General features: G+C 61.8%; 23 protein-coding genes and 1 other RNA gene. 8 read left to right on the top strand and 16 right to left on the bottom strand.

Features of this window, described 5'->3' with window-relative positions:
- Nucleotides 1–269: 269 nt before the first annotated feature.
- Both rnpB and pdxR read right to left on the bottom strand, forming a co-directional pair.
- An RNA gene (gene rnpB, locus HPQ64_RS09025) (RNase P RNA component class A) lies at nucleotides 270–670 on the bottom strand.
- A gap of 60 nt (nucleotides 671–730) precedes the next feature.
- Complete coding sequence (gene pdxR, locus HPQ64_RS09020) at nucleotides 731–2,182, bottom strand: MocR-like pyridoxine biosynthesis transcription factor PdxR (RefSeq protein WP_172888015.1); 1,452 nt, start codon at nucleotides 2,180–2,182, stop codon at nucleotides 731–733.
- Between the two features lie 92 nt (nucleotides 2,183–2,274).
- Between pdxR and HPQ64_RS09015 the strand changes: the two genes are divergently transcribed.
- Nucleotides 2,275–2,937, top strand: coding sequence for a pyridoxamine 5'-phosphate oxidase family protein (locus HPQ64_RS09015; RefSeq protein ID WP_172888014.1), 663 nt, complete (start codon nucleotides 2,275–2,277; stop codon nucleotides 2,935–2,937).
- Between the two features lie 77 nt (nucleotides 2,938–3,014).
- Here the strand turns inward: HPQ64_RS09015 and HPQ64_RS09010 are convergent, their stop codons facing one another.
- A complete protein-coding gene (locus tag HPQ64_RS09010) occupies nucleotides 3,015–3,182 on the bottom strand; it encodes a hypothetical protein (protein ID WP_172888013.1) in 168 nt (55 codons plus the stop codon).
- Complete coding sequence (locus tag HPQ64_RS09005; protein ID WP_172888012.1) at nucleotides 3,175–3,411, bottom strand: hypothetical protein; 237 nt, start codon at nucleotides 3,409–3,411, stop codon at nucleotides 3,175–3,177. Before HPQ64_RS09005 ends, HPQ64_RS09010 begins: the two co-directional genes overlap by 8 nt.
- 111 nt (nucleotides 3,412–3,522) lie before the next feature.
- Here HPQ64_RS09005 and HPQ64_RS09000 point away from each other — a divergent pair, with 111 nt between their 5' ends.
- A complete protein-coding gene (locus tag HPQ64_RS09000; protein ID WP_172888011.1) occupies nucleotides 3,523–4,158 on the top strand; it encodes an FMN-binding negative transcriptional regulator in 636 nt (211 codons plus the stop codon).
- Between the two features lie 81 nt (nucleotides 4,159–4,239).
- On the opposite strand, the gene HPQ64_RS08995 is transcribed toward HPQ64_RS09000, so the two are convergent.
- The 9 genes from HPQ64_RS08995 to HPQ64_RS08955 form a co-directional block, all read right to left on the bottom strand.
- A complete protein-coding gene (locus HPQ64_RS08995; protein ID WP_172888010.1) occupies nucleotides 4,240–4,740 on the bottom strand; it encodes a lytic transglycosylase domain-containing protein in 501 nt (166 codons plus the stop codon).
- 235 nt (nucleotides 4,741–4,975) lie between these two features.
- Complete coding sequence (locus tag HPQ64_RS08990) at nucleotides 4,976–5,737, bottom strand: N-acetylmuramoyl-L-alanine amidase (RefSeq protein WP_172888009.1); 762 nt, start codon at nucleotides 5,735–5,737, stop codon at nucleotides 4,976–4,978.
- 5 nt (nucleotides 5,738–5,742) lie between these two features.
- Entirely contained in the window at nucleotides 5,743–6,444 is a 702-nt protein-coding gene (locus HPQ64_RS08985; protein WP_172888008.1) for a J domain-containing protein, read from the bottom strand.
- Between the two features lie 110 nt (nucleotides 6,445–6,554).
- Nucleotides 6,555–7,952 (bottom strand): class II fumarate hydratase, encoded by a 1,398-nt coding sequence (gene fumC / locus HPQ64_RS08980; protein WP_172888007.1) that lies wholly within the window; start codon nucleotides 7,950–7,952, stop codon nucleotides 6,555–6,557.
- A gap of 74 nt (nucleotides 7,953–8,026) precedes the next feature.
- A complete protein-coding gene (locus tag HPQ64_RS08975; RefSeq protein ID WP_172888006.1) occupies nucleotides 8,027–8,854 on the bottom strand; it encodes a mechanosensitive ion channel family protein in 828 nt (275 codons plus the stop codon).
- Nucleotides 8,855–8,937: 83 nt separating this feature from the next.
- Nucleotides 8,938–9,486 carry a winged helix DNA-binding protein gene (locus HPQ64_RS08970; RefSeq protein WP_210260138.1) on the bottom strand — a complete coding sequence of 183 codons (549 nt, stop codon included), beginning with the start codon at nucleotides 9,484–9,486 and terminating at the stop codon, nucleotides 8,938–8,940.
- Nucleotides 9,487–9,497: 11 nt separating this feature from the next.
- Nucleotides 9,498–10,799 carry a TRAP transporter large permease gene (locus tag HPQ64_RS08965; RefSeq protein WP_172888005.1) on the bottom strand — a complete coding sequence of 434 codons (1,302 nt, stop codon included), beginning with the start codon at nucleotides 10,797–10,799 and terminating at the stop codon, nucleotides 9,498–9,500.
- A complete protein-coding gene (locus HPQ64_RS08960) occupies nucleotides 10,799–11,356 on the bottom strand; it encodes a TRAP transporter small permease (protein WP_172888004.1) in 558 nt (185 codons plus the stop codon). The genes HPQ64_RS08965 and HPQ64_RS08960 overlap by 1 nt, the downstream gene beginning before the upstream one ends.
- A 128-nt stretch (nucleotides 11,357–11,484) precedes the next feature.
- Entirely contained in the window at nucleotides 11,485–12,471 is a 987-nt protein-coding gene (locus HPQ64_RS08955; protein ID WP_172888003.1) for a TRAP transporter substrate-binding protein, read from the bottom strand.
- A gap of 214 nt (nucleotides 12,472–12,685) precedes the next feature.
- On the opposite strand from HPQ64_RS08955, the gene HPQ64_RS08950 reads away from it, so the two are divergent.
- Both HPQ64_RS08950 and HPQ64_RS08945 read left to right on the top strand, forming a co-directional pair.
- The gene (locus tag HPQ64_RS08950; RefSeq protein ID WP_172888002.1) at nucleotides 12,686–13,372 is read left to right on the top strand and encodes an MBL fold metallo-hydrolase; all 687 of its coding nucleotides are present in this window, start codon (nucleotides 12,686–12,688) and stop codon (nucleotides 13,370–13,372) included.
- 128 nt (nucleotides 13,373–13,500) lie between these two features.
- On the top strand, nucleotides 13,501–17,109 hold the full coding sequence (locus tag HPQ64_RS08945) for a hydantoinase B/oxoprolinase family protein (protein ID WP_172888001.1): 3,609 nt from the start codon (nucleotides 13,501–13,503) through the stop codon (nucleotides 17,107–17,109).
- A gap of 34 nt (nucleotides 17,110–17,143) precedes the next feature.
- Here the strand turns inward: HPQ64_RS08945 and HPQ64_RS08940 are convergent, their stop codons facing one another.
- The 3 genes from HPQ64_RS08940 to HPQ64_RS08930 all read right to left on the bottom strand — a co-directional run bounded on the left by HPQ64_RS08940 (nucleotide 17,144) and on the right by HPQ64_RS08930 (nucleotide 19,679).
- A complete protein-coding gene (locus HPQ64_RS08940) occupies nucleotides 17,144–17,911 on the bottom strand; it encodes a TSUP family transporter (RefSeq protein ID WP_172888000.1) in 768 nt (255 codons plus the stop codon).
- Between the two features lie 18 nt (nucleotides 17,912–17,929).
- Nucleotides 17,930–18,826, bottom strand: coding sequence for an alpha/beta hydrolase (locus HPQ64_RS08935; RefSeq protein ID WP_172887999.1), 897 nt, complete (start codon nucleotides 18,824–18,826; stop codon nucleotides 17,930–17,932).
- Between the two features lie 91 nt (nucleotides 18,827–18,917).
- Nucleotides 18,918–19,679: a HugZ family pyridoxamine 5'-phosphate oxidase gene (locus HPQ64_RS08930; RefSeq protein ID WP_172887998.1), complete on the bottom strand. Its 762-nt coding sequence runs from the start codon at nucleotides 19,677–19,679 to the stop codon at nucleotides 18,918–18,920.
- Between the two features lie 376 nt (nucleotides 19,680–20,055).
- Between HPQ64_RS08930 and HPQ64_RS20385 the strand changes: the two genes are divergently transcribed.
- The 4 genes from HPQ64_RS20385 to HPQ64_RS08910 all read left to right on the top strand — a co-directional run bounded on the left by HPQ64_RS20385 (nucleotide 20,056) and on the right by HPQ64_RS08910 (nucleotide 22,262).
- Nucleotides 20,056–20,274, top strand: coding sequence for a BA14K family protein (locus tag HPQ64_RS20385; RefSeq protein ID WP_246270382.1), 219 nt, complete (start codon nucleotides 20,056–20,058; stop codon nucleotides 20,272–20,274).
- Between the two features lie 239 nt (nucleotides 20,275–20,513).
- Entirely contained in the window at nucleotides 20,514–21,056 is a 543-nt protein-coding gene (locus HPQ64_RS08920) for a BA14K family protein (RefSeq protein WP_246270380.1), read from the top strand.
- A 190-nt stretch (nucleotides 21,057–21,246) separates the two neighbouring features.
- On the top strand, nucleotides 21,247–21,726 hold the full coding sequence (locus tag HPQ64_RS08915; protein ID WP_172887997.1) for a BA14K family protein: 480 nt from the start codon (nucleotides 21,247–21,249) through the stop codon (nucleotides 21,724–21,726).
- Between the two features lie 146 nt (nucleotides 21,727–21,872).
- On the top strand, nucleotides 21,873–22,262 hold the full coding sequence (locus tag HPQ64_RS08910) for a BA14K family protein (protein WP_210260137.1): 390 nt from the start codon (nucleotides 21,873–21,875) through the stop codon (nucleotides 22,260–22,262).
- Nucleotides 22,263–22,341: the final 79 nt, after the last annotated feature.

The following is a 22,341-nucleotide window of genomic DNA, read 5'->3' as shown; positions in this document are numbered from 1 at the left end:
TCCTGGGATATCTTGGGATAACATGGGCAAGCATGGGCGTCAATGGAATCCAATGGTTTGCGCCCCCTCCTCGGCATGGTTTCCACGCCGTAAACCGGTTATGCACAATTAAGCTTAAGATTGGGTTTCCAGCCGCGACGGCTCTTCGACACGCCTTTCCGCGGCGGTTCGAGCGCGCAAACCTTTCGTTACGGAACTTCAGAAACTCCGGAAGCCACCCCTTGAAGCGGCGTCAACCCGCTGCAACCAATTGACGAATTCGGAAATTTGATGCCAGCCGGCCTGTAAGCCGGATTCTGTATGGCCGGCGGTTTCCCGCCTGCGTGACGGCCATTCATCTGGGACGCGCGTTACCGTGCGCCTCCTGCAACCTACCCGGGCGGCTGGCCTGGAAATCGGCCGGGCGCGAACCCGCGCCGCCCCTATTCGGTCTTGCTCCCGGTGGGGTTTACCGTGCCGCTTCCGTTACCGGTCGCGCGGTGGGCTCTTACCCCACCCTTTCACCCTTACCCCGGCGCCTTTCGGCGTGTGCGGGGCGGTTTGCTTTCTGTGGCACTTTCCCTGGGGTTGCCCCCGCCGGGCGTTACCCGGCACCGTATTTCCATGGAGTCCGGACTTTCCTCCCCCGCGGCGTTTCCGCGCTAGCAGGAGCGGCCGTCCAGCCGGCTGGCAAGAGACAGGTAGTTTCAGGCTGATAGCGCGTCAAGGTACTTCGCGCCACCGAACGGCTTCATCCGGTGCCGACCGCCTCAGCGAGCGCTTTAACGCCGGCATCTATATCCGCTTTGCTTGCATCGGCGAAGCCGATCACAAGCCCGTTGAGGCGCGCTTTGAGGCCATAGCCCGAAAGAGCGGCGAGCATGAAGCCCTTCGACACCATTTGCTGGACAACCGCCCGATCGTCCACATCGGGTGGCAGGCGCGCGACCAGCTGAATGCCGCCAACCGGAAAATCCACCGAAATTCTGTTTCCAAGGCCTTCGCGAAGGCGCTCCACAAGCAAGCGTCCGCGTGCCTCGTAAGTCTCGCGAATGCGTTTCAGATGGGCGCGGTAGTGGCCGCTTTCGATGAAATCGGCAAGGGCGGCCTGCGTGTGGACATTGCCGAGCAGACCCGAATTTCGCTGCGCTATCGCGATCCTATCGGTCAGGTTTTCAGGCACGACCATATAGGCGATGCGAAGGCCGGGAAGCATGCTCTTGGCGAAGGTTCCGAGATAGATCACCTCATCGCCGCTTCCAAGGCCCTGAAGCGCGGCGATTGGCCGGCCGGAAAAAAGGAATTCGCTGTCGTAGTCGTCTTCAAGGATAAGCGCGCCGGCCTCGCGCGCCCGGTCTATTAGCTGCAGCCTGCGTTCCAGCGACATACGATAGCCGTAGGGATATTGATGCGACGGCGTGACATAGATCAGTTTCGCAGGCTCGCTACCTTCTACGCGGGAAGGATCTGCGCCCTCGCTGTCGACGGGCAATGGCTCGATCCTGAGCCCAGCGGATGCGAAAGCCGCGCGGGCGCCCAGATAGCCCGGCTCCTCCAGCCAGGCGCAATCGCCCGGCTCGCTCAGGATCTGCGCCAGCAAATGCAGACAGCCCTGCGCGGTGGGCAGAAGAAGGATCTGCTCCGGCTTCGCGCGCACCCCGCGTTCGCGCGTCAGATACTCCGCAAGCGAGCGTCTTAGCGGCGGATAGCCCGCATAATCTTCATAAAGCAGCGCTCCGCCGGAAACATGGCGGGCGGCACGCCTGAGCGCCCTCGCCCAGTCGTCACGCGGAAAACAGTCCTCTGCCGGAGCGCCGGGCTGCAGCCGGCCTTGCCGAAGCAGCGGATCCGCGTAGGCATCGCTGCGTACGTCCCGGCACAAATGTTCGCCACGGCTTGAAATCTTCGGCGCACGGGTTTTCGCCTGCAGCTCGCGCTGCGCCACATCGAGCGCGCCCAGTTCCGCAACACGCGGGCGCGCACCGGGCTTTACAGCGATGATGCCCTCCGCCGCCAGCAGCTCATAAGCCGCGTTCACCGTATTGCGCGATACGCCAAGCTGTCGGGAAAGCTCCCTGCTCGAAGGCAGCGGCGCATCGGCGGCAAGGCGTCTCTCGCCCACGGCGGCGCGGATTTTCCGGTAAATCTGCTCGGGTAGCGGCAGCCCCGCGCCCCTGTCCAGATCCAAAATGCCGGCAAGCATCAAGTGGTCTTCTCCAAATCCCGTAAACTGGACCTTCAATGGAACCAGTTCATGGCACATTTTGCCAGCGAACAACAGGAGAAACACGTGACATGAACACCGCCGCAAGGCTGAAGCCGCCTTTCGCCCGCGTGCGAAACACCAAACGCGCGGACTACGACCGGGCGGCGATAGACGCCATTCTTGACGCTGCGATCACCGCGCATGTCGGCTTCGTCTCCGACGGCCGGCCGATGGTCATCCCGATGATCTTCGCCAGGAAGGGCGACACGATCTATCTGCATGGCGCAAAGGCAACAAGGATTATCAAGCGGATCGACGAGACGGCGCCGCTTTGCCTGACCGTTACCCATGTCGACGGTCTCGTGGTCGCCCGTTCCGCCTTCCACCATTCGATAAATTATCGCTCGGCCGTCATTCACGGCACGGCGCGCCATGTGAGCGACCGGGCGGAGAAGGAAGAGGCCCTGATCCTGATCACCGAGCATCTTCTGCCGGGGCGTTGGGAAGAAGCGAGGCCGATGACGGAAAAGGAATTGAAGGCGACCGGCGTCATCGCGCTTGATATCGAGGCTGCCAGCGCAAAGATCCGCCAAGGCCCGCCGGTCGACGACGATGAGGATTACCAGCTTCCCGTCTGGGCTGGAGTCGTGCCGGTCACGACGGCCATCGGCGCGCCGGTCGAGGACAACAGGCTGGCGCCCGGCACCGAAATACCCGCTTCGCTTGCCGCGGCGGCGCGGAAGCTGCGCTGAGACAGCGTGCATCGCCCCAAAGCCAGCGCACTAACCCGCTCACCGGGTTTGGCTTCCTTCATTCTCAAGGAATTCTGTCACAATCCGTCTGTCGACTTGTGGGGCTTATTGTGAGGCGAACCGTGGCCATTGGAGTATTTGTTCACAATAATCGATGCGGCACCGACCAGAAGCACAAAGACTAAAGGCCAGGCAAAGAGAACGAACCGGTCGTTTTCATTGATGAAATTGATGAATTCACTCATCGTCCAGCCTTCCCAGTGCATTACGGCCGATCACATGAAGCGAAAAGCCCAATACCATGACCCACATAGATAAATAGATCGTCGGCCAGTTCGCTTCAATGCCACCGTTTTGTCCAAGGTACACGATGTTGAGTATTGGAACAAATCCACCGGTAACGGTAAGACCGGCAGCGCAAATGTTCAAATAACCCGACGTCAATTTGATTTTCTCTTTTTGTGCCTCAGTCATCAAATGCCCTTAGCTTATCTATTGATCAAAATACATTTCAACCTTAATGCGAAATCGGGCTGCGGGAAAACTAAAGTTTCCAGATCAGGCACCGCGAAACGGAGCATGCAGATGTACACACGCGAAACATCCCGCGAAACACGCCCCGAAGTCCTGAAAGGCGCGATACGCGACATTCATTTCGCAATGCTGGTTACGCCGGCGGACGGCGAGATCTTCTGTTCCCATCTGCCCATGATCCTTGTCGAAGACGATGAAGGGGTACGGCTGGAGGGGCATCTAGCGCGGGGTAATCCGCATTGGCGCGCGCTCGAAGGGCCCATGCCGTCGCTCGCCGTCTTTCACGGTCCTCAGGCCTATATCTCGCCGTCCTGGTACGCGACGAAGCGCGAATCCGGAAAGGTCGTCCCCACATGGGCCTATGTCGCGGTCCATGCGCATGGGAGCTTGAGCGCGATCGATGAACCGCCGCAGCTTCTCGACCACCTAGCGCAGTTGACGGACAGGAATGAGGCGGGGCGGAGCGACCCGTGGTCGCTGGAAGATGCGCCCGACGGCTTCATCCCGGCCCTGTCTCGCGGGATCGTGGGGGTAAGGCTTTCCGTCGAGCGGCTTGAGGGATCATGGAAACTCAACCAGCACCGCTCGGATGCCGATCGTATCGGCATGATCGAAGGCCTGCGCGGCGAGGAAGATCACATGTCCCGGCGGCTTGCCGACCTTGCCGCCGGATCGCTCGAAGGCTGATGGGCGCTCGCGTCATTACCGCCGGACGCAACGGAGAGGCGTGCCGGCCCAGGCGAAATAACGGAATGGGCCGGCATCGCATCAGCTTGAGGACAGTATTCGCTTGACCTTGGAGCAATAGTTCCTGCTCACGGGGTTCATGCGCTTGGCGTAGTGGCCGGCGTTATAGCGCAAGATCGTCCCGCAAAGGTCGCCGCCAGCTCTTTCATGTGCGCCGGCAAGATATTTCATGCCGTATTCCAGGTTAGTCTTCGGGTCGTAAAGGCCTTTCGTGGAGCCCTTGTAGCCAACGCCGCGCGCCGTGGCGGGCTTGATCTGCATGAGCCCGACTTCGCCGGCGCTGCCGCGCGCCTTGGGGTCATAGTTGCTTTCCACCTGTACGACGGCATGTGCCAGTTCCTCCGGGACGCCATGCTTCTTCGCACTCGTGCGGATCATTTCGTCGTATTTCGCAGCCCTTGCATTTTCAAGGATTGCGGGGTTGACGGTGGTGGTGGAAATTTGCGCCGACTGGCAGGCGCCTGCGGAAAGCGCAAGCATAACCACCGCGGCGGCGCGGACCGCGCGTCGTGTAGAATTCATTCAGACGACCTTTTTCAATTTTTGCTGATCTGAGGCCGCGGGGTATGAAGGCCGTCTGAGACCAAAATCCGGCGCTTCAAATCACGAAATGTTACAAAAACAAAAGGTATTTGCCAGGTTTTCGTCACATTCATGCCGGTCAAAGCATCAAATATGGCGAGATCGCCGCATATATGGCGATGCTGCATCGCAGCATTGACGAAATTCCGACACCGCCAAGGTTCATTCAGCCTTGTCAGCCGAGCCTGGGAAGCGCCGAAAGCAGGCGGTGCAAGGTGGCGATCGTCGACATGTCGGCAATGCCGTCCACGCGTTCCGGGCGAAAGTGCCGCTGAAACGCCGTCACCGCATGGACCGTCTTCCGGTCGAACACACCGGTCACGGCGATATCGTAGCCGTAGAGCCCGAGCATGGATTGCAGCGCCTCGACAGGCTGACCCTCTTCGCCTTCCTGGAAATAGCGCCCGCTTCCGGTCGGTTCAGGCTCCACCCAGTGTCCCACGCCTTCACCCGCAAGCCGCGCCCAGGGGAACAGTTCTCCCGGGTCTTCCTTGCGATCCGGTGAGACGTCTGAATGGGCAAGCACCCGCTCACGCGGGATACCGTGGCGCTGGCATATATCGCGGCAAAGTCCGGTGACTGCCGCCACCTGGGCATCGGGAAACGCGCGATAGCCGAATTCGTGGCCCGGATTGACGATCTCAATGCCGATGGAGCGGGAGTTGATGTCCCTCTCGCCCTTCCAGAAAGCCTTGCCGGCGTGCCAGGCGCGCCGCGCCTCTGGCACGCTTTGCAGGATCGTGCCGTCCTCGTCGACGATATAATGCGCCGAAACCTCCGAGCGCGGATCGCAAAGCCGTCGGATCGCGAGATCGCCCGACTGCATGCCCGTATAGTGAAGAATGATCATGTCGACCGGCGCATCGCCGCGCCGTTCACTGTGGTTCGGCGAAGGCTGCAGCCGCGCCAGCAGCGACGTATCGGTCTTCACCGCCATTGCCGTCATATCCTCCGTTCGGCCGAAATTTGCCTGTAGGCATCGTTCAGCGCGGCAAGACGGTCGCTGGCGATCTTCACGAACTCCTCCGGCACGCCGCGCGCGATCAGCCGGTCGGGGTGTGTTTCCTGCACGAGGCGGCGATATTGCGCCTTCACCTCAGCGTCGCTCGCTTGCCTGTCGATGCCGAGCGCCACATAAGGGTCGCCTCCGCCACGGGTATGCCGGGCGAGGATCTGGTTGAAGGCTCGCTTGTCCAGCCCGAAGATTTCCGCGACATCGCCGAGGTAGGCGATTTCCGCCTCATGTACCACGCCGTCCGCCTTGGCTATGTGAAAGAGCCCGTCGAGAATATCCGTCAGCGTTTCGCTGTCCTGCGGAAAGAGGCTCGCGATCCGTTCCGCGTATGTGCGGTATCCTGCAACATCCTGCTTGGCCAGATTGAAGAGGCGGGCAACATTCTTTTCCTCGCCCTTCGGAATTTCGAACAACTCGAGGAAGGCGATCTCTTCATCCCCCGTCACCACGCCGTCGGCTTTCGCCATTTTCGCCGAAAGCGCGATCATCGCGACGGTGAAGGCGATCGATCGCCGCCCTTCCCGGCCGTCGCCCATGGTCGCCACATATTGCACGATACGGTCGACGATCCCCGCGCCGCCGGCGGAAATCTGCTGAACGACCGCGCTGATCCTTGACCAGATGTTCATGCCGGGGACCGCTTCTCGTAACCGGTCGGGGTTGGCCGCAATCGAATCTCGACGCGGACGATGACCATCCGGCTCTTAACTTCCTCGACCGTAATGGTCAAATTCGAGGTTCAGTCCCGTCCCGTCATATTCGCGGGCACGACGACCCGATCGAATTCCTCCGCGGAGACATGGCCAAGGTCGAGAGCCGCCTCGCGAAGCGTCATCCCGTGGTGATGGGCGTGATGGGCGATTTCCGAGGCCTTGTCGTATCCGATCACGGGGGCAAGCGGCGTCACCAGCATCAGCGATTCCTCGACGAACCTTTCGATCCGGGCCTCGTTCGCCGTCATTCCCCTGACCGCGAACTCGGTGAAGGCCAGCATGCCGTCGGCCAGCATGCGCGCGCTTTCGACGACGTTATAGCCCATCATCGGCTTGTAGACGTTCATCTCCAGCATGCCGCCGGCACCCGCGATGCCCGTCGCGACATCGAGACCCATGACCTGGGCAGAAAGCATCGCCAGCGCCTCGCACTGCGTCGGGTTCACCTTGCCTGGCATGATGGAGGAGCCGGGCTCGTTCGCGGGAAGTTCGATCTCCGCGAAACCCGCTCTCGGCCCGCAGGACAAAAGGCGGATGTCGTTTGCGATCTTGTGGAGCGAGACGGCAAGCGTGCGCAGGGTGCCCGAGGCCATCACCATGGCGTCATGCGCACCCATGACGGTGAACTTGTTTTTCGCCGAGACGAAGGGCAGCCCGGTATCCTTCGCCAGATAATCCGCCACCTTGTCGCCGAAACCCTTCGGCGCGTTGACGCCGGTGCCGAGCGCCGTTCCGCCGATGGCGAGCTTCATCAGCCCGCCAAGCGCAAATTCCAGCCGCTCCACGTTATCGTCCAGCATGCCGACGTAGCCCGAAATCTCCTGGCCGAGGGTCATCGGCACGGCATCCTGCATGTGCGTACGGCCGATCTTGACGATATCGGCCCAGACCTCCGCCTTCTCGTCAAGCGCGTCGCGCAGCACCTTCACCGCCGGGATCAGGCGGTCCGCGATCATCCGCGCCGAGGCCACGTTGATTGCGGTCGGGAAAACGTCATTGGAGGATTGGGACATGTTCACATGGTCGTTGGGGTGAACCGGGTCCTTGGAACCCATCACGCCGCCCGCCATCTCGATCGCCCGATTGGAGATCACCTCGTTGACGTTCATGTTCGATTGCGTGCCCGACCCGGTCATCCAGACGTGCAAGGGGAATTGATCGTCGAACTTGCCCGAAAGCACCTCCTCGGCGGCTGCGACAATGAGGTCGGCCCGCTCCTTGTCGAGCTTGCCGAGATCGGCGTTCGCGCGCGCCGCCGCCTTTTTTATCAGCGTCAGCGAATGGACGACTTCAAGCGGGATGATCTCGCGGCCGATGGCGAAATGATGGAGCGAGCGCTCTGTCTGCGCACCCCAGTATTTGTCGGCGGCCACTTCTACCGCCCCCATGGAATCCGTTTCCTTGCGGGTCTTCTCACTCGACATGGCAGCACCCTCTCAAATGACGACGGCCGGGACGTCCCGGCCGCACTCGTTCAACGGACAAGAAAGCCGAGAGCCTATTCGGCGGCATCGGCCAAGCGATGCACCACCCTTTGCGGATAGGGAATGGTGATGCCTTCGGCGTCCATCCGCTCCTTGACCGCCCGCGTCATGTCCCACTTGAGGTCCCAGTAGTCGCCAGCCTCGCACCAGATGCGGATGACGAAGTCGACCGAGCTTTCGCCAAGGTTCGAAACCGCGACCAGCGGCGCCGGATCGGCCTTGCAGCGGCTGTCCGCCTTGATCAGATCCTCGACTGCCGCCTTCGCCTTGCCGATATCGTCTTCATAGGCAATGCCGAGCGCAAGATCGAGACGGCGCGTTGGATGGTAGGAATAATTGACGATGGACGCCCCCCAGACCTGACCGTTCGGAACGATGATCTGCACGTTGTCGGGCGTCGCCAGTTCCGAAGTGAAGAGCGAGACGTCTTTCACCGTTCCCGCCTGGCCCGCGACCTCGATGTAATCGCCCACCTTGAAGGGGGGGAACAGCAGCAGCATCACACCGGCGGCCACATTCGAAAGCGTTCCCTGCAGCGCAAGGCCGATGGCAAGGCCCGTGGCACCCAGAACGGCGATGAGGCTCGCCGTCTGCACGCCGAACTGGTTCAAAACGGCGATCACCGTGACGGCAAGTACGGTGTATTTCACCAGGCTTGAAAAAAAGCCCTGCAGCATCGGGTCGACGCTTGAGCGGGCGAGACCCTTTCTGGTGAAGGCCGCGATCCTGCCGGCGATGAAAAGACCGATGACAAGGATCGCGATGGCACCGATCACCTTCAGCCCATAAAGAGCCACCAGCTCGACCACCCGGTCGATCAACCCGTTCACCTGCTCGTTCATGCGCCTCTCCCCGGTTTCAACCGGAAGAAAGTATCGTTAGGTCACGGGAGATTGGCAAGGCGGCACGACAAGCGTGCTCGCGATTACATCGCCGCCGCAGCTCTCGCCGCCTGATCATAGTGCCCGGAAACGGAGCGCAGCGTTGCGGCGAGCTTTGAAAGTTCCGTCTCGTCCATACCGAGCCCCTTGACGGGTTGGACCAGCAGCGCCTCCCTCAAGCGGCGGTATTCCATGCAGATCTTCTCACCGTCAGCCGTGATCTCCACCGTCTTTTCCTTGCCCCGCTTGCCGGATTTCACGAGCCCCGCCTTCTCCAGTTTCTTGAGCGCATAGGTCACGGTATAGGTGTCCTCGATGTTGAGGACGAGGCAGATGTCGGCCAACGTCTTCGGCCTGTCGCGGTGGTTGACGGTATGCAGCACCAGCGTGTCGAGCGGGCTCATGCCCGCTGCTCCAGCGGCTGCCATGCAGCGCACCATCCAGCGGTGATAGGCGTTCACCATCATCGTAACGGCGAATTCCACTTCCGAGAGCGCGGGCATCGCGCCGGACGCCAGATGTGCGGCGGAAACGACCGGCCCTACTGTCGTCGCGCCGCCTGCCTCTCCCGTTCCGGCCCCTTCCTTAGGCATGGTATCCCCCGTCAATTGGAGAGCATCGTTTGCGGCAGCCAGGTCGCCAACCCCGGAAAGGCGACGATCAGCGCGACCGCCAGGATCATGATCAGGAAGAAGGGCAGCGCCATGCGCGCGATCTGGAAGATGTTTCGCCCCGTCATCGCCTGCAGCACGAAGAGGTTGAAACCGACCGGCGGCGTGATCTGGCTCATCTCCACCACGAGCACGAGGTAGATGCCGAACCATATCAGGTCGAGGCCGGCGGCCTCCACCATCGGCAGGATCACGGAGGTGGTGAGCACCACGACCGAAATGCCGTCGAGAAAGCAGCCGAGCACGATAAAGAATAGCGTAAGCGCGGCCAGCAGCGCGTAAGGCGAAAGATTCATCGAACCGATCCACCCGGCAAGCTCACGCGGAATGCCGGTAAAACCCATGGCGACGGTGAGCATCGCAGCACCCGCCAAGATGAAGGCGATCATGCAGGAGGTGCGCGTCGCGCCCAGCAGCGCATCGGTGAAGCTTGCCTTCGTCAGCGTGCCGTACCACCAGGAAAGGAACAGTGACAACAGCACGCCAACGGCGGCCGCTTCCGTCGGCGCGGCAAGGCCTGCGTAAATCGAGCCGATGACGCCGACGATCAGCAATATGATCGGCAGCAGGCCGCGTGTCGCGATAAGCCGCTCCATGAAGGGGATCGCGGGGTCGGCTTCCGGCATCTTCGCACGGTTGATGAGGGACCACGCGATAACGTAGCCCATGAACAAGAGGCAGAGCATGGCGCCCGGCAAGACACCGGCGATGAAAAGCCGCGCGATCGACTGTTCGGTCGCAGCCCCGTAGACGATCAGAATGATCGATGGCGGAATGAGCAGGCCCAGCGTGCCGGAACCCGCAAGCGTGCCGATGGCAAGCCGCTCGTCATAGCCGCGTTTAAGAAGTTCGGGCAGCGCCATCTTGCCGATGGTCGCCGTGGTGGCGGCGGAGGAACCGGAAACGGCCGCGAAGATGCCGCAGCCGATGATGTTCACATGAAATAGCCTGCCCGGCAGGTTGCGCATCCAGGGCGAAAGGCCTGCGAACATGTTTTCCGACAGCTTGGAGCGAAACAGGATTTCGCCCATCCAGATGAACATGGGAAGCGCGGTAAGGTCCCATGAGTTCGCGGCCCCCCAAACGGTCGTCATCAGCACCGGACCCGACGGGGCGGAAACGAAATACATGGCGAACAGCGCGCAGGCGGCAAGCGCCACCGACACCCAGAGCCCGAGCGCGAGCGAGACAAGCAGGACAACGCCGAGAAGCGGTGCGAAAAGCGAAAGATCCATCAGTCCGCCCCCTCGATGCCCTTGCCCTGTTCGGCAAGCACATAGCTCGGCGTACCGCCGGAAAGCTGGACGATCAGGTCGTCCAGAATGGAAACCGCGAAAACGATCAGCCCGAGCGCCATGACGGCCTGGGGTATCCAGAGCGGGATCGGGATGATGCCGAAGGAAAGCTCGTTGAACTGGTAGCTGTCGAGCGAGAGCAGCACGGCATACCAGGAGAAGTAGCCGATCAGCGCGAGCCCAAGCACCAGCACCAGCGTTTCCATGACCTTCCTGAGGCCTGCCGGCGCATGGGATATCGCCAGCGACACGCGGATATGAACGGCGTGGCGCAAAGTGGAGGCGAGCGCCAGGAAAGATGCGCCGACGAGCAGGAAGCCCGCGATTTCGGCCAGTGACGGCACGAGGAAGCCGACGGCCTCGAAGCCGAGGAACTTGAGCGTGCCATCGGCAATGCGGCCCATGACCTGCAAAAGCACGAGAGCCGCGATGATGACGAGGCAGCTTGCCGCCATCATTTCGGCAAGCGCGTAGACGCGGGTGAGTATCGGGCGCATCTCGACCAATCGGAGGTTTGGAATTCGGGATAGCCGCCCCGCCACTCGCGCGCTATTTCGAGCGTGCGACCGGGCGGGTCAAGCTCCGCAAGCAAAAGGGCCGGTTCTGGAAACCGGCCCTTTGTCGATCAGTTTCTGTAGGCGTCGATCACGGCAGCGCCCTCGTCGCCGGCCGAGGCCTTCCATTCCTCGACCATCGTCGCGCCGATTTCGGCGAAGCCGCCCATCAGTTCGTTGCTCGGATCGACAACGGTGATGCCGTTGTCGGCGAGTACCTTGGTCTTGTCCGCCGTTTCGGCCTTTGAGGCTTCCCAGCCGCGCGTTTCCGCTTCCGCCGCGGCCTTCAGCACGACGTTTTTCTCGTCTTCGGAAAGCGCATCGAAGGCTGCCTTGTTGACAATCACCATGTTCTTGGGCAGCCACGCCTGGGTGTCGTGGTAGTGGGAGAGGAAGTCCCAGGCTTTAGTGTTGGCGCCCGTGGAAGGCGAGGTGATCATGGCGTCCACCCGGCCGGTGGAAAAGGCGGTCGGGATGTCCGGCACCTCGACCTGTGTCGGAACGGCGCCGGCAAGCTGCGCGATCTGTTCGGTCGCGGCGTTATAGGCGCGGAACTTGACGCCCTTCAGGTCGTCGAGCGACTTCACTTCCTTCTTGGCGTAGATGCCCTGCGGCGGCCACGGCACGGCGAAAAGAAGCTGCAACCCCTGCTCTTCCAGTTTCTTCTCAAGAAGCGGGCGCGAGGCGTCGTAAAGCTTTTTAGCATCGTCATAGGAGGTTGCCAGGAAGGGCACGGAATCGAGCCCGAAGATCGGATCCTCGTTGGAAAGGCGCGAAATCAGCACCTCGCCGATCGGCGCAAGGCCCTTGCGCACGGCGTTCTTGATCTCCGGATGCTTGAAGAGCGAACCTGCGGAATGGATCTGTATCGTCAGCGATCCGCCGGTCGCCTCGCCGACGTCTTCGGCAAATTCGGCGATATTCATCGTGTGGAAGTTGTTGTCGCCATAAGGCGTGGGCATGTCCCACTTGGTTTCGGCGAAAGCGGCGGTCATGGTCCCGGCGGCGAAGGCAACGGCCGCGGCACCTGCCATGAGAGTCCGTCTGGTAAACGTCATCGTGGAATCCCCTCTTTATTTTGCGTTTGGCTTGCCGGATGCTTTCCGGGTGCGCCTCATGATGCCACCGGGAAAGCCTATGCGCAGTTTTTACTAACGTCAACGATTTATCGACAAATTGTCGCTATTAGCCGCGTTCGCCTCGGAGCAATAGGATGGCAGTGGCTTTGCCCGGGTACCTCGGATACACCCGCAAACAAGGAAACACCCGCCCGTGACCCCGCAATATGATGTCCTCGTCGAAGGTTCGAGCCTCGCCTTCCATGGCGGTTTTTTCGGCATCTCCTCCATCGTTCTCGTCACCTCCGGCAAAACGCGGGCGCTGTTCGACTGCGGGCACGGCGTCACGCGAAAGCTCCTTTTGAACGCGCTCGAAGCACGCGGCCTTGCGCCGAAGGACATCGATCTTCTGATCCTGTCCCACGGCCATTTCGACCATGTCCTGAACCTTGATCTCTTTCCGGGCATTCCCGTCATCATGAGCCAAACCGAGCGGAACTACGTCGAAGCCCCCTTCGACAACGATTGGGTCACCCCGCGCATCCTGCCCATGCTGCTTGAGGGCCGGGAGTTGCGCCTGACCGACGGCGAGGAGGAAGTTCTGCCCGGCGTGACCGCTTTCCCCACGCCCGGTCACGCGCCGGGGCATATCTCGCTGGAGCTTCCCTCGCCCGAAGGCCCGGTGGTGCTTGCCGCCGATGCGCTCAAGACCGCGCGGGAGGCTTCCACCTGCGTCCCCGATCTCGAGTTCGACCCTGAAAAACGCGGTGCCGCCTCCATGCGTGAGGTGCTGAAGCGCGGGCGCATTATTGTACCGGGCCATTTCCCGACCATCCGCACGGACGAGAGCGGCAGGCTCTCCTGGACCGGCGTTCAGGAGATGCCTCTCCTTTTCCGATGAGCGGGCTTTTCTAACGTTGACATTTTATCGATAATTTATCAGTGTGAGTGCCACGACGGATCGGCCCGCGCGCGAATGAGACGGCATTGTCCAGGCAGCGCAGGCCATGCAACGGGACGGAGCACATCATGGGAACGGCGAATTCTGGAGCCAAGTGGGACTTCTGGATCGATCGCGGCGGCACCTTCACGGACATCGTCGCCCGTACGCCGGAGGGGGAAATCAAGGCCCACAAGGTGCTTTCCGAAAACCCGGAAGCCTATCGCGACGCCGCGATCCAGGGCATCCGCGACCTGATGGGCATTGCCTCGGGCGAGCGGATCCCGGCAGAAAAGATCGCTACCGTGAAGATGGGCACCACCGTTGCCACCAACGCGCTTCTGGAGCGAAAGGGCGACCGCACGCTTCTGGTCATCACCAAGGGCTTCCGCGACGCACTGGAGATCGGCTATCAGGCCCGGCCCGATATCTTCGCAAAAGAGATCATCAAGCCGGAACTCCTCTACGAGCAGGTCGTGGAGGTGGACGAGCGCACCCGCGCCGACGGCACGGTCGAGGCCGCGCCCGACCTCGACGCCGTTCGCAAGGATCTGAAAGCAGCTTATGACGACGGCATCCGTTCCCTGGCCATCGTCTTCATGCATGCCTACGCCTTCCCCGAGCACGAAAAGCAGGTTGCGGAAATCGCCCACGAGGTCGGCTTCCCGCAGGTTTCCGTCAGCCATGAGGTTTCGCCGCTGATGAAGCTCGTCGGGCGCGGTGACACTACGGTCGTCGACGCCTATCTCTCGCCGATCCTGCGCCGCTACGTGGAGCAGGTTGCCGGCGAACTTCAGATCGAAGGCACCGGCTGCCGGCTGATGTTCATGCAGTCATCCGGCGGATTGACCGCCGCCGATCTCTTCCAGGGCAAGGATGCGATCCTGTCCGGTCCCGCCGGCGGCGTCGTCGGCGCGGTCGAAACGTCGAAAATGGCGGGTTTTGAGTCCGTCATCGGCTTCGACATGGGCGGCACGTCGACCGACGTCTCCCATTACGACGGCGATTTCGAGCGAACCTTCGAAACCGAAGTCGCCGGCGTTCGCATGCGCGCGCCGATGATGATGATCCACACGGTCGCGGCCGGCGGCGGCTCCATCCTGCATTACAAGGACAACCGCTTCCAGGTTGGCCCGGACAGTGCCGGCGCCAATCCGGGGCCGAAGTGCTACCGGCGCGGCGGCCCACTTGCGGTTACCGATGCCAACGTCATGGTCGGCAAGCTCATTCCGGATTTCTTCCCGAAGATCTTCGGCTCGGGCCGCGACGAGGCGCTCGACGCCGATGCCGTGAAGGCGGCATTCAGGGAAATGGCGGAGAAGATCGGCGACGGCCGTTCTCCGGAGGACGTTGCCGACGGTTTCCTCAAGATCGCCGTTGAAAACATGGCGAATGCCATCAAGAAGATTTCCGTGCAGCGCGGTTACGACGTCACGCATTATGCCCTCACCTGCTTTGGCGGGGCGGGCGGCCAGCACGCCTGCGCGGTTGCCGACAGTCTCGGCATGAAGACGGTCATCGTCCATCCGCTTTCGGGCATCCTCTCGGCTTACGGCATGGGCCTTGCCGATATTCGCGCGACCCGCCAGCAGGCCGTTGTCAAGCGGCTGGAGGATGCTGTCCTTCCCGACCTCGACAAGCTGGGCACCGCCCTTTCAAAGGAGACCGAGGACGAGCTGGAGCATCAGGGCATTCCGGCTTCAGAGCGTAAAACGGTGGTGCGCGCGCATCTGCGCTACGAGGGCACGGACACCCCGCTTCCCGTCGAGCGCGGCGATATCCCGTCGATGATTTCCGCCTTCGAGGAGGCGCACAAGGCGCAGTTCGGCTTCGCCTATGACGAAAAGCCCATTGTCGTGGAGGCGCTTGAGGTCGAGACCATCGGCGGCGGTGCCGGCATCGAGGAAAGCGACCGCGACCTCGCAACTGCTGACGCCGATATCGAGCGCACGACCCGCTTCTTCGCCGATGGCGAATGGCACGAGGCCCGCGTTTATCTGCGCGCCGATCTTGCGCCCGGCCACAAGGTTCCGGGCCCCGCCCTCATCATGGAACCGCATCAGACCATCGTCGTCGAACCCGGCTGGCAGGCAGAGGTCACGGCCAAGGATCACGTGATCCTCAATCGCGTCGTCGCGCTGAAGCGCACGGAGGCCATCGGCACGAAGGCCGATCCGGTCATGCTCGAGGTCTTCAACAACCTCTTCATGTCGATCGCCGAGCAGATGGGCGTGACGCTCCAGAACACGGCCTATTCGGTCAACGTGAAGGAGCGGCTCGACTTCTCCTGCGCGGTCTTTGATTCCGATGGCGCGCTTGTCGCCAACGCTCCGCACATGCCGGTGCACCTGGGCTCGATGGACCGCTCGGTCGAAACCGTCATTCGGCTGAACAAGGGCGATATCCGCCCCGGGGACGTCTTCGCGCTGAACGCGCCCTATAACGGCGGCACGCACCTGCCGGACATCACCGTCGTCACACCCGTCTTTGACGATGCGGGCAAGGAAATCCTGTTCTGGACGGCCTCGCGCGGCCACCATGCCGATGTCGGCGGCACTGCGCCCGGCTCCATGACGCCACGCGCGACCACGGTCGATGAGGAAGGCGTCCTGATCGACAATTTCAAGATGGTCGACCGAGGCACCTTCCAGGAAGAGGCTCTGGTGAAGATCCTCACCGACCATCCCTACCCGGTCCGCAACGTCACGCAGAACGTTGCCGACCTGAAAGCCCAGATCGCCGCCAACGAGAAAGGCGTGAAGGAGCTTCGCAAGATGGTCGCCCACTTCGGGCTCGACGTCGTGCAGGCCTACATGGGCCACGTTCAGGACAACGCTGAGGAAAGCGTGCGCCGCGTGATCGAGGCGCTCACCGATTCCGAATACGAATATCCGACCGATCAGGGCTCGGTGATCAAGGTGAAGATCACCGTCGACAAGGCCGCCCGCGAGGCAACGGTCGATTTCACCGGCACGTCGGACGTGAAGCCGAACAACTTCAACGCGCCGGAACCGGTCACCCGCGCGGCGGTGCTTTACTGTTTCCGCGTCATGGTGGAAGGCCACATCCCGATGAACGCGGGGTGTCTCCGCCCCATCAACATCGTGATACCCGATGGATGCATGCTGAAGCCGGCTTATCCCGCAGCCGTCGTCGCCGGCAACGTGGAGACGAGCCAGCACGTGACGAACGCGCTCTTCGGCGCGCTGAAGGCCATGGCGAACAGCCAGGGCACGATGAACAACCTCACCTTCGGCAACGATCAGTACCAGTATTACGAGACGATCTGCTCCGGCTCCCCGGCGGGGCCCGGTTTCGACGGCACGGACGGCGTGCACGTTCACATGACGAACTCGCGCCTGACCGATCCGGAAGTGCTGGAGTTCCGCTATCCGGTCCTGCTGGAAGACTTCCACATCCGGAAAAATTCCGGCGGCAAAGGTCAGTGGTCGGCCGGTGACGGCACGCGCCGCACGATCCGTTTCCTTGAGGAGATGGACTGCGCAATCCTTTCCTCCCACCGCACGGTCCCGCCGAAGGGTCTCGACGGCGGGGCGGATGGCGAGGTCGGCCACACCTATGTGCGCCGGAATTCCGGCGAGACGGAAGAGCTCAAGGGCTGCGACCAGACGGTGCTGAAAGCCGGCGAAGCCGTCATCGTGGTGACGCCGACGGCTGGCGGCTGGGGCAAGGCGTAAAAATGGCAGGGCAGGCTCCGGCCTGCCCGCTCGTTTATATCCCCCGCACCACCAGCGCCATGCCGAGGGTCAGGAGCAGGATCAGCACCAGCCTGCGGAATGCCGTCTCGTCGAGGCGGCGGCGCAAGGCTCCGCCCGCTTTCGTGCCCGCATAGACGAAGCCGAGCCCGCCCACGGAGACGGCAAGGCTCGCCACCGTCATCAACCCCAGTTTCGACAGGCCGAGCGCCATGACGATGCTGCCGATGGTGAAGGAACAATTTATCGCCTGGACGAAGCGTTCGCGCGAAAGATTGAGCGAAATGAGATAGGGCAGAACGGGCATGATCTGCGAGCCCGTGACGCCGTTGACGAGCCCGGTCGCGAAGCCCGACAAGGGCGCAAGCGCCCGCGCCGCAGGCGCCGAAAGCATGAAATCCGGGCTCCGCAACGCGTAGAGGCTATAGGCGACGAGCACGCCGCCGAGCACGATCGCCGCCCGTTCGCCGTCGACAGTATCGAGCAGCCAGAGCCCGAGGATAAGCCCCGGCACGCTCGCCAGCAGCATCGGCCAGAAGCGGGAGACCGTTTCGCGGAAATGGCCGGCCTGACGCATGACGAAGATGTTGCTGGCGATCGACGGCAGGATGATGAGCGGCAGCGCGGACTTGAGGCCCACCGCCAGCACGAGAAACGGCAGGCAGGTCGTCGAAAAGCCCAGCCCCGTCGCCCCCTTCACGAATGCGGCGAACGCGAAGCCGAAGGCGATCACCGCAAGCTGGGCGAGCGAAAATCCGGGGTCGAAAACGGATAGGTCAAGCACCGGCGCCCGAGCGGCAGGTCAATACCCGCCGACCTCCAGCATCCAGTTGAGGATCAGCCGCCAGTCGGTCATGCGGATCGGCGTTCCATGCGTGCCCGTCTCGAAGAGCGTGAATTTCGCCGGATAGCTCGGCGAAAGCTTCTTGAGTTTGGTGTAAAACGCCGCCTGCCTCTGCCAGTCGTAAACCTTGTCCCAGCTTCCGTGGCCGAAATAGATCGGCAGCTTTCGCGCCCTGAACGTGGAGCTTGAGAAGAAACTGTCGTCCCAGGCCGCGCCCATCAGCAGCATTCCGCCCATCATCGACGCGGTCTCCGGGTTTTTGGCAAGCCGCCAACACAGGAAACTGCCCATGGAACCGCAGGCGACGAAGATCGGCGCGTTCGGCGACTTCTGCTTGTAGTGGCGCATGAGAGCGGCGATATCCGCCTCCCCGCGCCCCTTGAAGTCCATGAAATCCGGCGAAATATAAAGCCCGCCGTTTCGCGCCATCAGGTTCTTGATGCGGTTGAAATTGCCGCCGAAGCTCCAGTCGTTGTTGCCCTGGAAGCGGTTTCCGCCCTGGCCGTGGATATAAATGACGATTGCCCGCGCATTGCGCTCCGCCTTGCCGACGCGGATATAGCTGATCGTGCGCCCGTTCGCCTGCAGTTTCAGGTCTTCTTCCGAGCGGTTCGGGTAGGCCGACACATATTCGCCGTGAACCTTTCGCTCCCACTCCTTGTCGCGGCGGTGGATGTCGCGGCGCTTGTCGTAGTCGACGATGACGAAGTCGTCGCCGGACTTTCCGGCAAGCAGGCCTGGATAGCGGAACAGGCGATCCTTGTGCGGATCGAGCCTGAAGGCGGCCTCGGCGACACCTGTTGTCGACAGCATCAAAGCCAAAAGAATGGCGATAACGCGAAATAATCGGCTCATGAAAGATCCCGGATTCGCTTGCGGTATGTCGGCAAGAAACTACCGGCTCGCAAAACATGCATCAATCGAAACCGCAAAGGGAAAACGGAACTCAACCTGCGGCACGGGCAGCCTTCGCCATCTCCACGAGCCTCGGGCGAACCTCCGCCGCCGATGACAGCGACGGATCGAAGTCTATGCGCAGCACCTCATCACCCGCCATCAGGTCGAAACCGTCCGGGTCGAGGCCGGTAATGATCCATCCCACCGCCTTTTCCGCCTTGCCGAATGCTTTCGCGTAAAGCGCGATTGCGTCGGCATGGTCCTCGTTCATATGCTCCACGGCGCCCGCTTCCATCTCGGCAAATCCGGCGAGCCTTTCGTCGGGAACGACAATATCCTCGCGCGACAGTTCGAAGGCCTTGCCGAAGCCGCCGTTGAGGCTCGCCCGCTCGACCCCGATCCGGTAGAGCGCGAAATCTCCGAAATCGGCATAAAGCTTCGCCTTCGGCTGGCGGGCGAGATAGCGTGCCCGCGCGCGTTCCTCTTCCTCGCTGCCGCGCTCCAGCCGTTCCGCCCGGCCGATAACGGTCACGCGCGGATGCGCCAGTGGATCGCCCTTGCCGGGTTCCCCGAACATGAGCGAGCAGACGGGATATTCGATCAGCCCGCGTGTATGCGCCGAAAGGGTCGAGATCAGGATCATCGGCGAGCCGTCGATATCGGTGGCGCAGGCCACGCGCGAGACGAAGGGCACCTCGCTTTCCGCCTCCTTCACCGCGATCGCGGCAAATCTCGCCGTACGCATGAGCCTGCGCGCGAGCCGCCTCGCCCCCTCGTCTGTCGGGCGTATCACGTTGCCGATGTCTGCCATTTCAGCCCTTTTTCTACTTCTCTCACGCATGTGATGGAACATTGATCCCGTCAAGCCGTTACAGATCGAGCCGGCCATCTTATCGTCAACATCGGTTGCAGGCTGCGGAGAACTCCGTCGCAGGTCGCGGACGAACGGCCGTAACAAAATCTGCGCGCACAATCGATGCAGGCTCGAACTTCCATGGAGAGATTTTAGTGAGAAGAAAATTGCCCATTGCCATGGCGGCCCTTGCGCTTGCGACGACCTCCCTTGCGCCGCCGTCAGCCATAGCCATGCCGGCGGCTGGCGCTCCCGCCGCCACCACGGGCACGATCATCATGACCACCACCAGCCTCCCCGCAAGAAGCGCGACAAGAACAATGCCGGCGCGGCCGTGGCTGCCGGCATCATCGGCCTTGCTGCCGGCGCGATCCTTGGCAGCACACTCTCCAAACCCCAGCGCCCGGAATATATCGGCCCGCCTCGGCCGCAGATTTCCTACGAGCCGTGGACGCCTGAGTGGTATCGCTACTGCAGGGCGAAGTACCGCAGCTTCAACCCGGATACGGGATATTATATCGCATACTCCGGGCAATACCGATTTTGCGAATGACAGGAATTATCTGATATTCAAAGCAAAATTACAGAAAGCGCCGCATAAATTACGGCGCTCTTTTTATAGTGATAGCAAAGACTCATTGCCGAATACTCGCAAAACCCTATATTTTGTTATATAATTAACCACTTTAAATGCCAGCGATACGTTCGAAGATATTCTCCAGCTGGCACTCTTTATTTCCCGCGCCCCCGTATCGGGTGAACTGACGCGGGTAAACGAAAAGGGATAGTCCCATGCTTGGAAGAAAGACACCCGCCTTGGCGGTCGCGCTCGCATTGACGGTGACGTCATTCCTGCCTCAAGCGCCGGCTTTCGCTGCCATGCCTTTGGCAAAGGCCGTATTGCCCCCTGCCGCACAGACCGACAATTCCAATCTGATCCAGAAGGTGCAGTCGCGCGGGCGCCGCTGGCGGCAAGGCCGGGCCGGTGTCCGCAACGGCCGGAACTATCGCAGAGGACGCGGCTATCGTGGCGGACGCCGCTACCATGCCAAACGGCGCTATTATCGTGGCGGCCGCGGGTATTATTACGGCAAACGCTACTATAATCCGGGTGCGGCCGCGGCGGCTGGTATCATCGGACTTGCCACCGGAGCCATCATCGCTGGCGCGTTGTCGCAACCGCGCTACGTTGCGCCCGCTCCGGCATACCGGCGCGGCGCCTATGCACCCTGGACGCCGGAATGGTACAGCTACTGCGGCTCGCGCTACCGCAGCTTCAATCCCGATACCGGTTACTATCTCGCCTATTCCGGCAAATACAGGTTCTGCCGGTAAGCGGACATTCTTTAAAGCGCAACAGCGAAAAGCGCCGGCCCTGCCGGCGCTTTTTTTCCGAACCTGCGCCCGTTTTGAAACCTGAACGGCAGATGAACGCACGTCTCAGAACGGGTTCACGCACCGGTCTATATAACGGTCTCATCGAATTCAACGCATCGCCCGGCGATGCAAGCGGAGACCGAAACCCATGACCTCCAGAACCACGACCGCAAAGACATTCACCACCAAGGCCGTTGCCGCCCTTCTTGCCAGCGCTCTCGTTCTGCCGAGCGTCACCACGGCTGCGGAAGCCGGCCACCGTCACGGCTGGCGCGACAATCACGGCCATTACCAGAACCATCACCGCCCGCGCTGGCACAAGCGCAAGCGCCACAACAATGATGCCGGCGCGGCTGTCGCCGCTGGCGTGATCGGCTTTGCCGCAGGCGCAATCCTCGGCTCCGCCCTGTCGCAGCCGCGCCAATACATCGACCCGCCGCGCCGCGTCTATGGCCCGCCGCGCGCTCCCGCCTACGGCGGCGGCTATGGCGGCCCGGTCACGGTCGATTATTCGCCGCGCCCCTGGACGCCGGAGTGGTATCGCTACTGTTCGGCGAAGTTCCGCTCCTTTGAGCCGGAGACAGGCCTCTACACCACCTATTCGGGTGTCAGGAAGCTTTGCCAGTAAGGCGAAAATTTCCCCGGATTCGACAAGCGCCGGACATGGTTTCGGCGTTTTCCGGCCTTCTAATCGGATTGAAGAATCGGAACACGCGGCCTGGCTGAAAAATGCGGGCCGGACATATCTTCGGAGATGAACGAATGCTTCGTGGAATGAAACTTTCAAAAGGCCTTGCAGCCGCCCTTGCCGGCGCGATGATGCTGCCGATGGCATCCACGGCGGATGCCGGCGATGCGGGCGCGGCGATCGCGGCCGGTGCGGCCGGTCTTGCCGCAGGTACGCTTCTGGGCACCATGCTTTCCGGCCCGCAGTACATCGATCCGCCGGCACCCGTATACGTCGCGCCTCCCCCGCCCCGGCGCGTCTACCGCGAATATTACGTGGAACCGGCACCCGTTTACCGCGAGCGGGTCTACGTCGAATATGCGCCGGAGCCCTGGACGCCGGAGTGGTATTCCTACTGCGGGCGCAAATACCGCAGCTTCGATCCGCGCTCCGGCTATTTCATCGCCTATTCGGGTGAATACCGCTTCTGCCGATAACGGCTGGACGGTGACAAACAAGGCCGCGCGTCCTTTCGGGTGCGCGGCCTATTATTGTTTGCGAACGGACGCATCCGGC

The organism is Hongsoonwoonella zoysiae, from assembly GCF_013266695.1.
Lineage (GTDB): Bacteria > Pseudomonadota > Alphaproteobacteria > Rhizobiales > Stappiaceae > Hongsoonwoonella > Hongsoonwoonella zoysiae.
Note: the sequence above shows the minus strand (reverse complement) of the source record. Positions and strands in the feature narration are given on the sequence as shown.

What these genes read in the sequence shown, in the direction of transcription:
- HPQ64_RS08935 (WP_172887999.1), bottom strand. Translation starts at nt 18,826, where the DNA reads ATGAGCCGATTATTTCGCGTTATCGCCATTCTTTTGGCTTTGATGCTG.
- HPQ64_RS08910 (WP_210260137.1), top strand. Translation starts at nt 21,873, where the DNA reads ATGAAACTTTCAAAAGGCCTTGCAGCCGCCCTTGCCGGCGCGATGATG.
- HPQ64_RS09015 (WP_172888014.1), top strand. Translation starts at nt 2,275, where the DNA reads ATGAACACCGCCGCAAGGCTGAAGCCGCCTTTCGCCCGCGTGCGAAAC.
- HPQ64_RS09005 (WP_172888012.1), bottom strand. Translation starts at nt 3,411, where the DNA reads ATGACTGAGGCACAAAAAGAGAAAATCAAATTGACGTCGGGTTATTTG.
- HPQ64_RS08995 (WP_172888010.1), bottom strand. Translation starts at nt 4,740, where the DNA reads ATGAATTCTACACGACGCGCGGTCCGCGCCGCCGCGGTGGTTATGCTT.
- HPQ64_RS08990 (WP_172888009.1), bottom strand. Translation starts at nt 5,737, where the DNA reads ATGGCGGTGAAGACCGATACGTCGCTGCTGGCGCGGCTGCAGCCTTCG.
- HPQ64_RS08985 (WP_172888008.1), bottom strand. Translation starts at nt 6,444, where the DNA reads ATGAACATCTGGTCAAGGATCAGCGCGGTCGTTCAGCAGATTTCCGCC.
- HPQ64_RS08920 (WP_246270380.1), top strand. Translation starts at nt 20,514, where the DNA reads ATGCTTGGAAGAAAGACACCCGCCTTGGCGGTCGCGCTCGCATTGACG.
- HPQ64_RS08915 (WP_172887997.1), top strand. Translation starts at nt 21,247, where the DNA reads ATGACCTCCAGAACCACGACCGCAAAGACATTCACCACCAAGGCCGTT.
- HPQ64_RS09000 (WP_172888011.1), top strand. Translation starts at nt 3,523, where the DNA reads ATGTACACACGCGAAACATCCCGCGAAACACGCCCCGAAGTCCTGAAA.
- HPQ64_RS08975 (WP_172888006.1), bottom strand. Translation starts at nt 8,854, where the DNA reads ATGAACGAGCAGGTGAACGGGTTGATCGACCGGGTGGTCGAGCTGGTG.
- HPQ64_RS09010 (WP_172888013.1), bottom strand. Translation starts at nt 3,182, where the DNA reads ATGAGTGAATTCATCAATTTCATCAATGAAAACGACCGGTTCGTTCTC.
- HPQ64_RS08955 (WP_172888003.1), bottom strand. Translation starts at nt 12,471, where the DNA reads ATGACGTTTACCAGACGGACTCTCATGGCAGGTGCCGCGGCCGTTGCC.
- HPQ64_RS08970 (WP_210260138.1), bottom strand. Translation starts at nt 9,486, where the DNA reads ATGCCTAAGGAAGGGGCCGGAACGGGAGAGGCAGGCGGCGCGACGACA.
- HPQ64_RS08960 (WP_172888004.1), bottom strand. Translation starts at nt 11,356, where the DNA reads ATGCGCCCGATACTCACCCGCGTCTACGCGCTTGCCGAAATGATGGCG.
- HPQ64_RS08945 (WP_172888001.1), top strand. Translation starts at nt 13,501, where the DNA reads ATGGGAACGGCGAATTCTGGAGCCAAGTGGGACTTCTGGATCGATCGC.
- HPQ64_RS08965 (WP_172888005.1), bottom strand. Translation starts at nt 10,799, where the DNA reads ATGGATCTTTCGCTTTTCGCACCGCTTCTCGGCGTTGTCCTGCTTGTC.
- fumC (WP_172888007.1), bottom strand. Translation starts at nt 7,952, where the DNA reads ATGTCGAGTGAGAAGACCCGCAAGGAAACGGATTCCATGGGGGCGGTA.
- HPQ64_RS08930 (WP_172887998.1), bottom strand. Translation starts at nt 19,679, where the DNA reads ATGGCAGACATCGGCAACGTGATACGCCCGACAGACGAGGGGGCGAGG.
- pdxR (WP_172888015.1), bottom strand. Translation starts at nt 2,182, where the DNA reads ATGCTTGCCGGCATTTTGGATCTGGACAGGGGCGCGGGGCTGCCGCTA.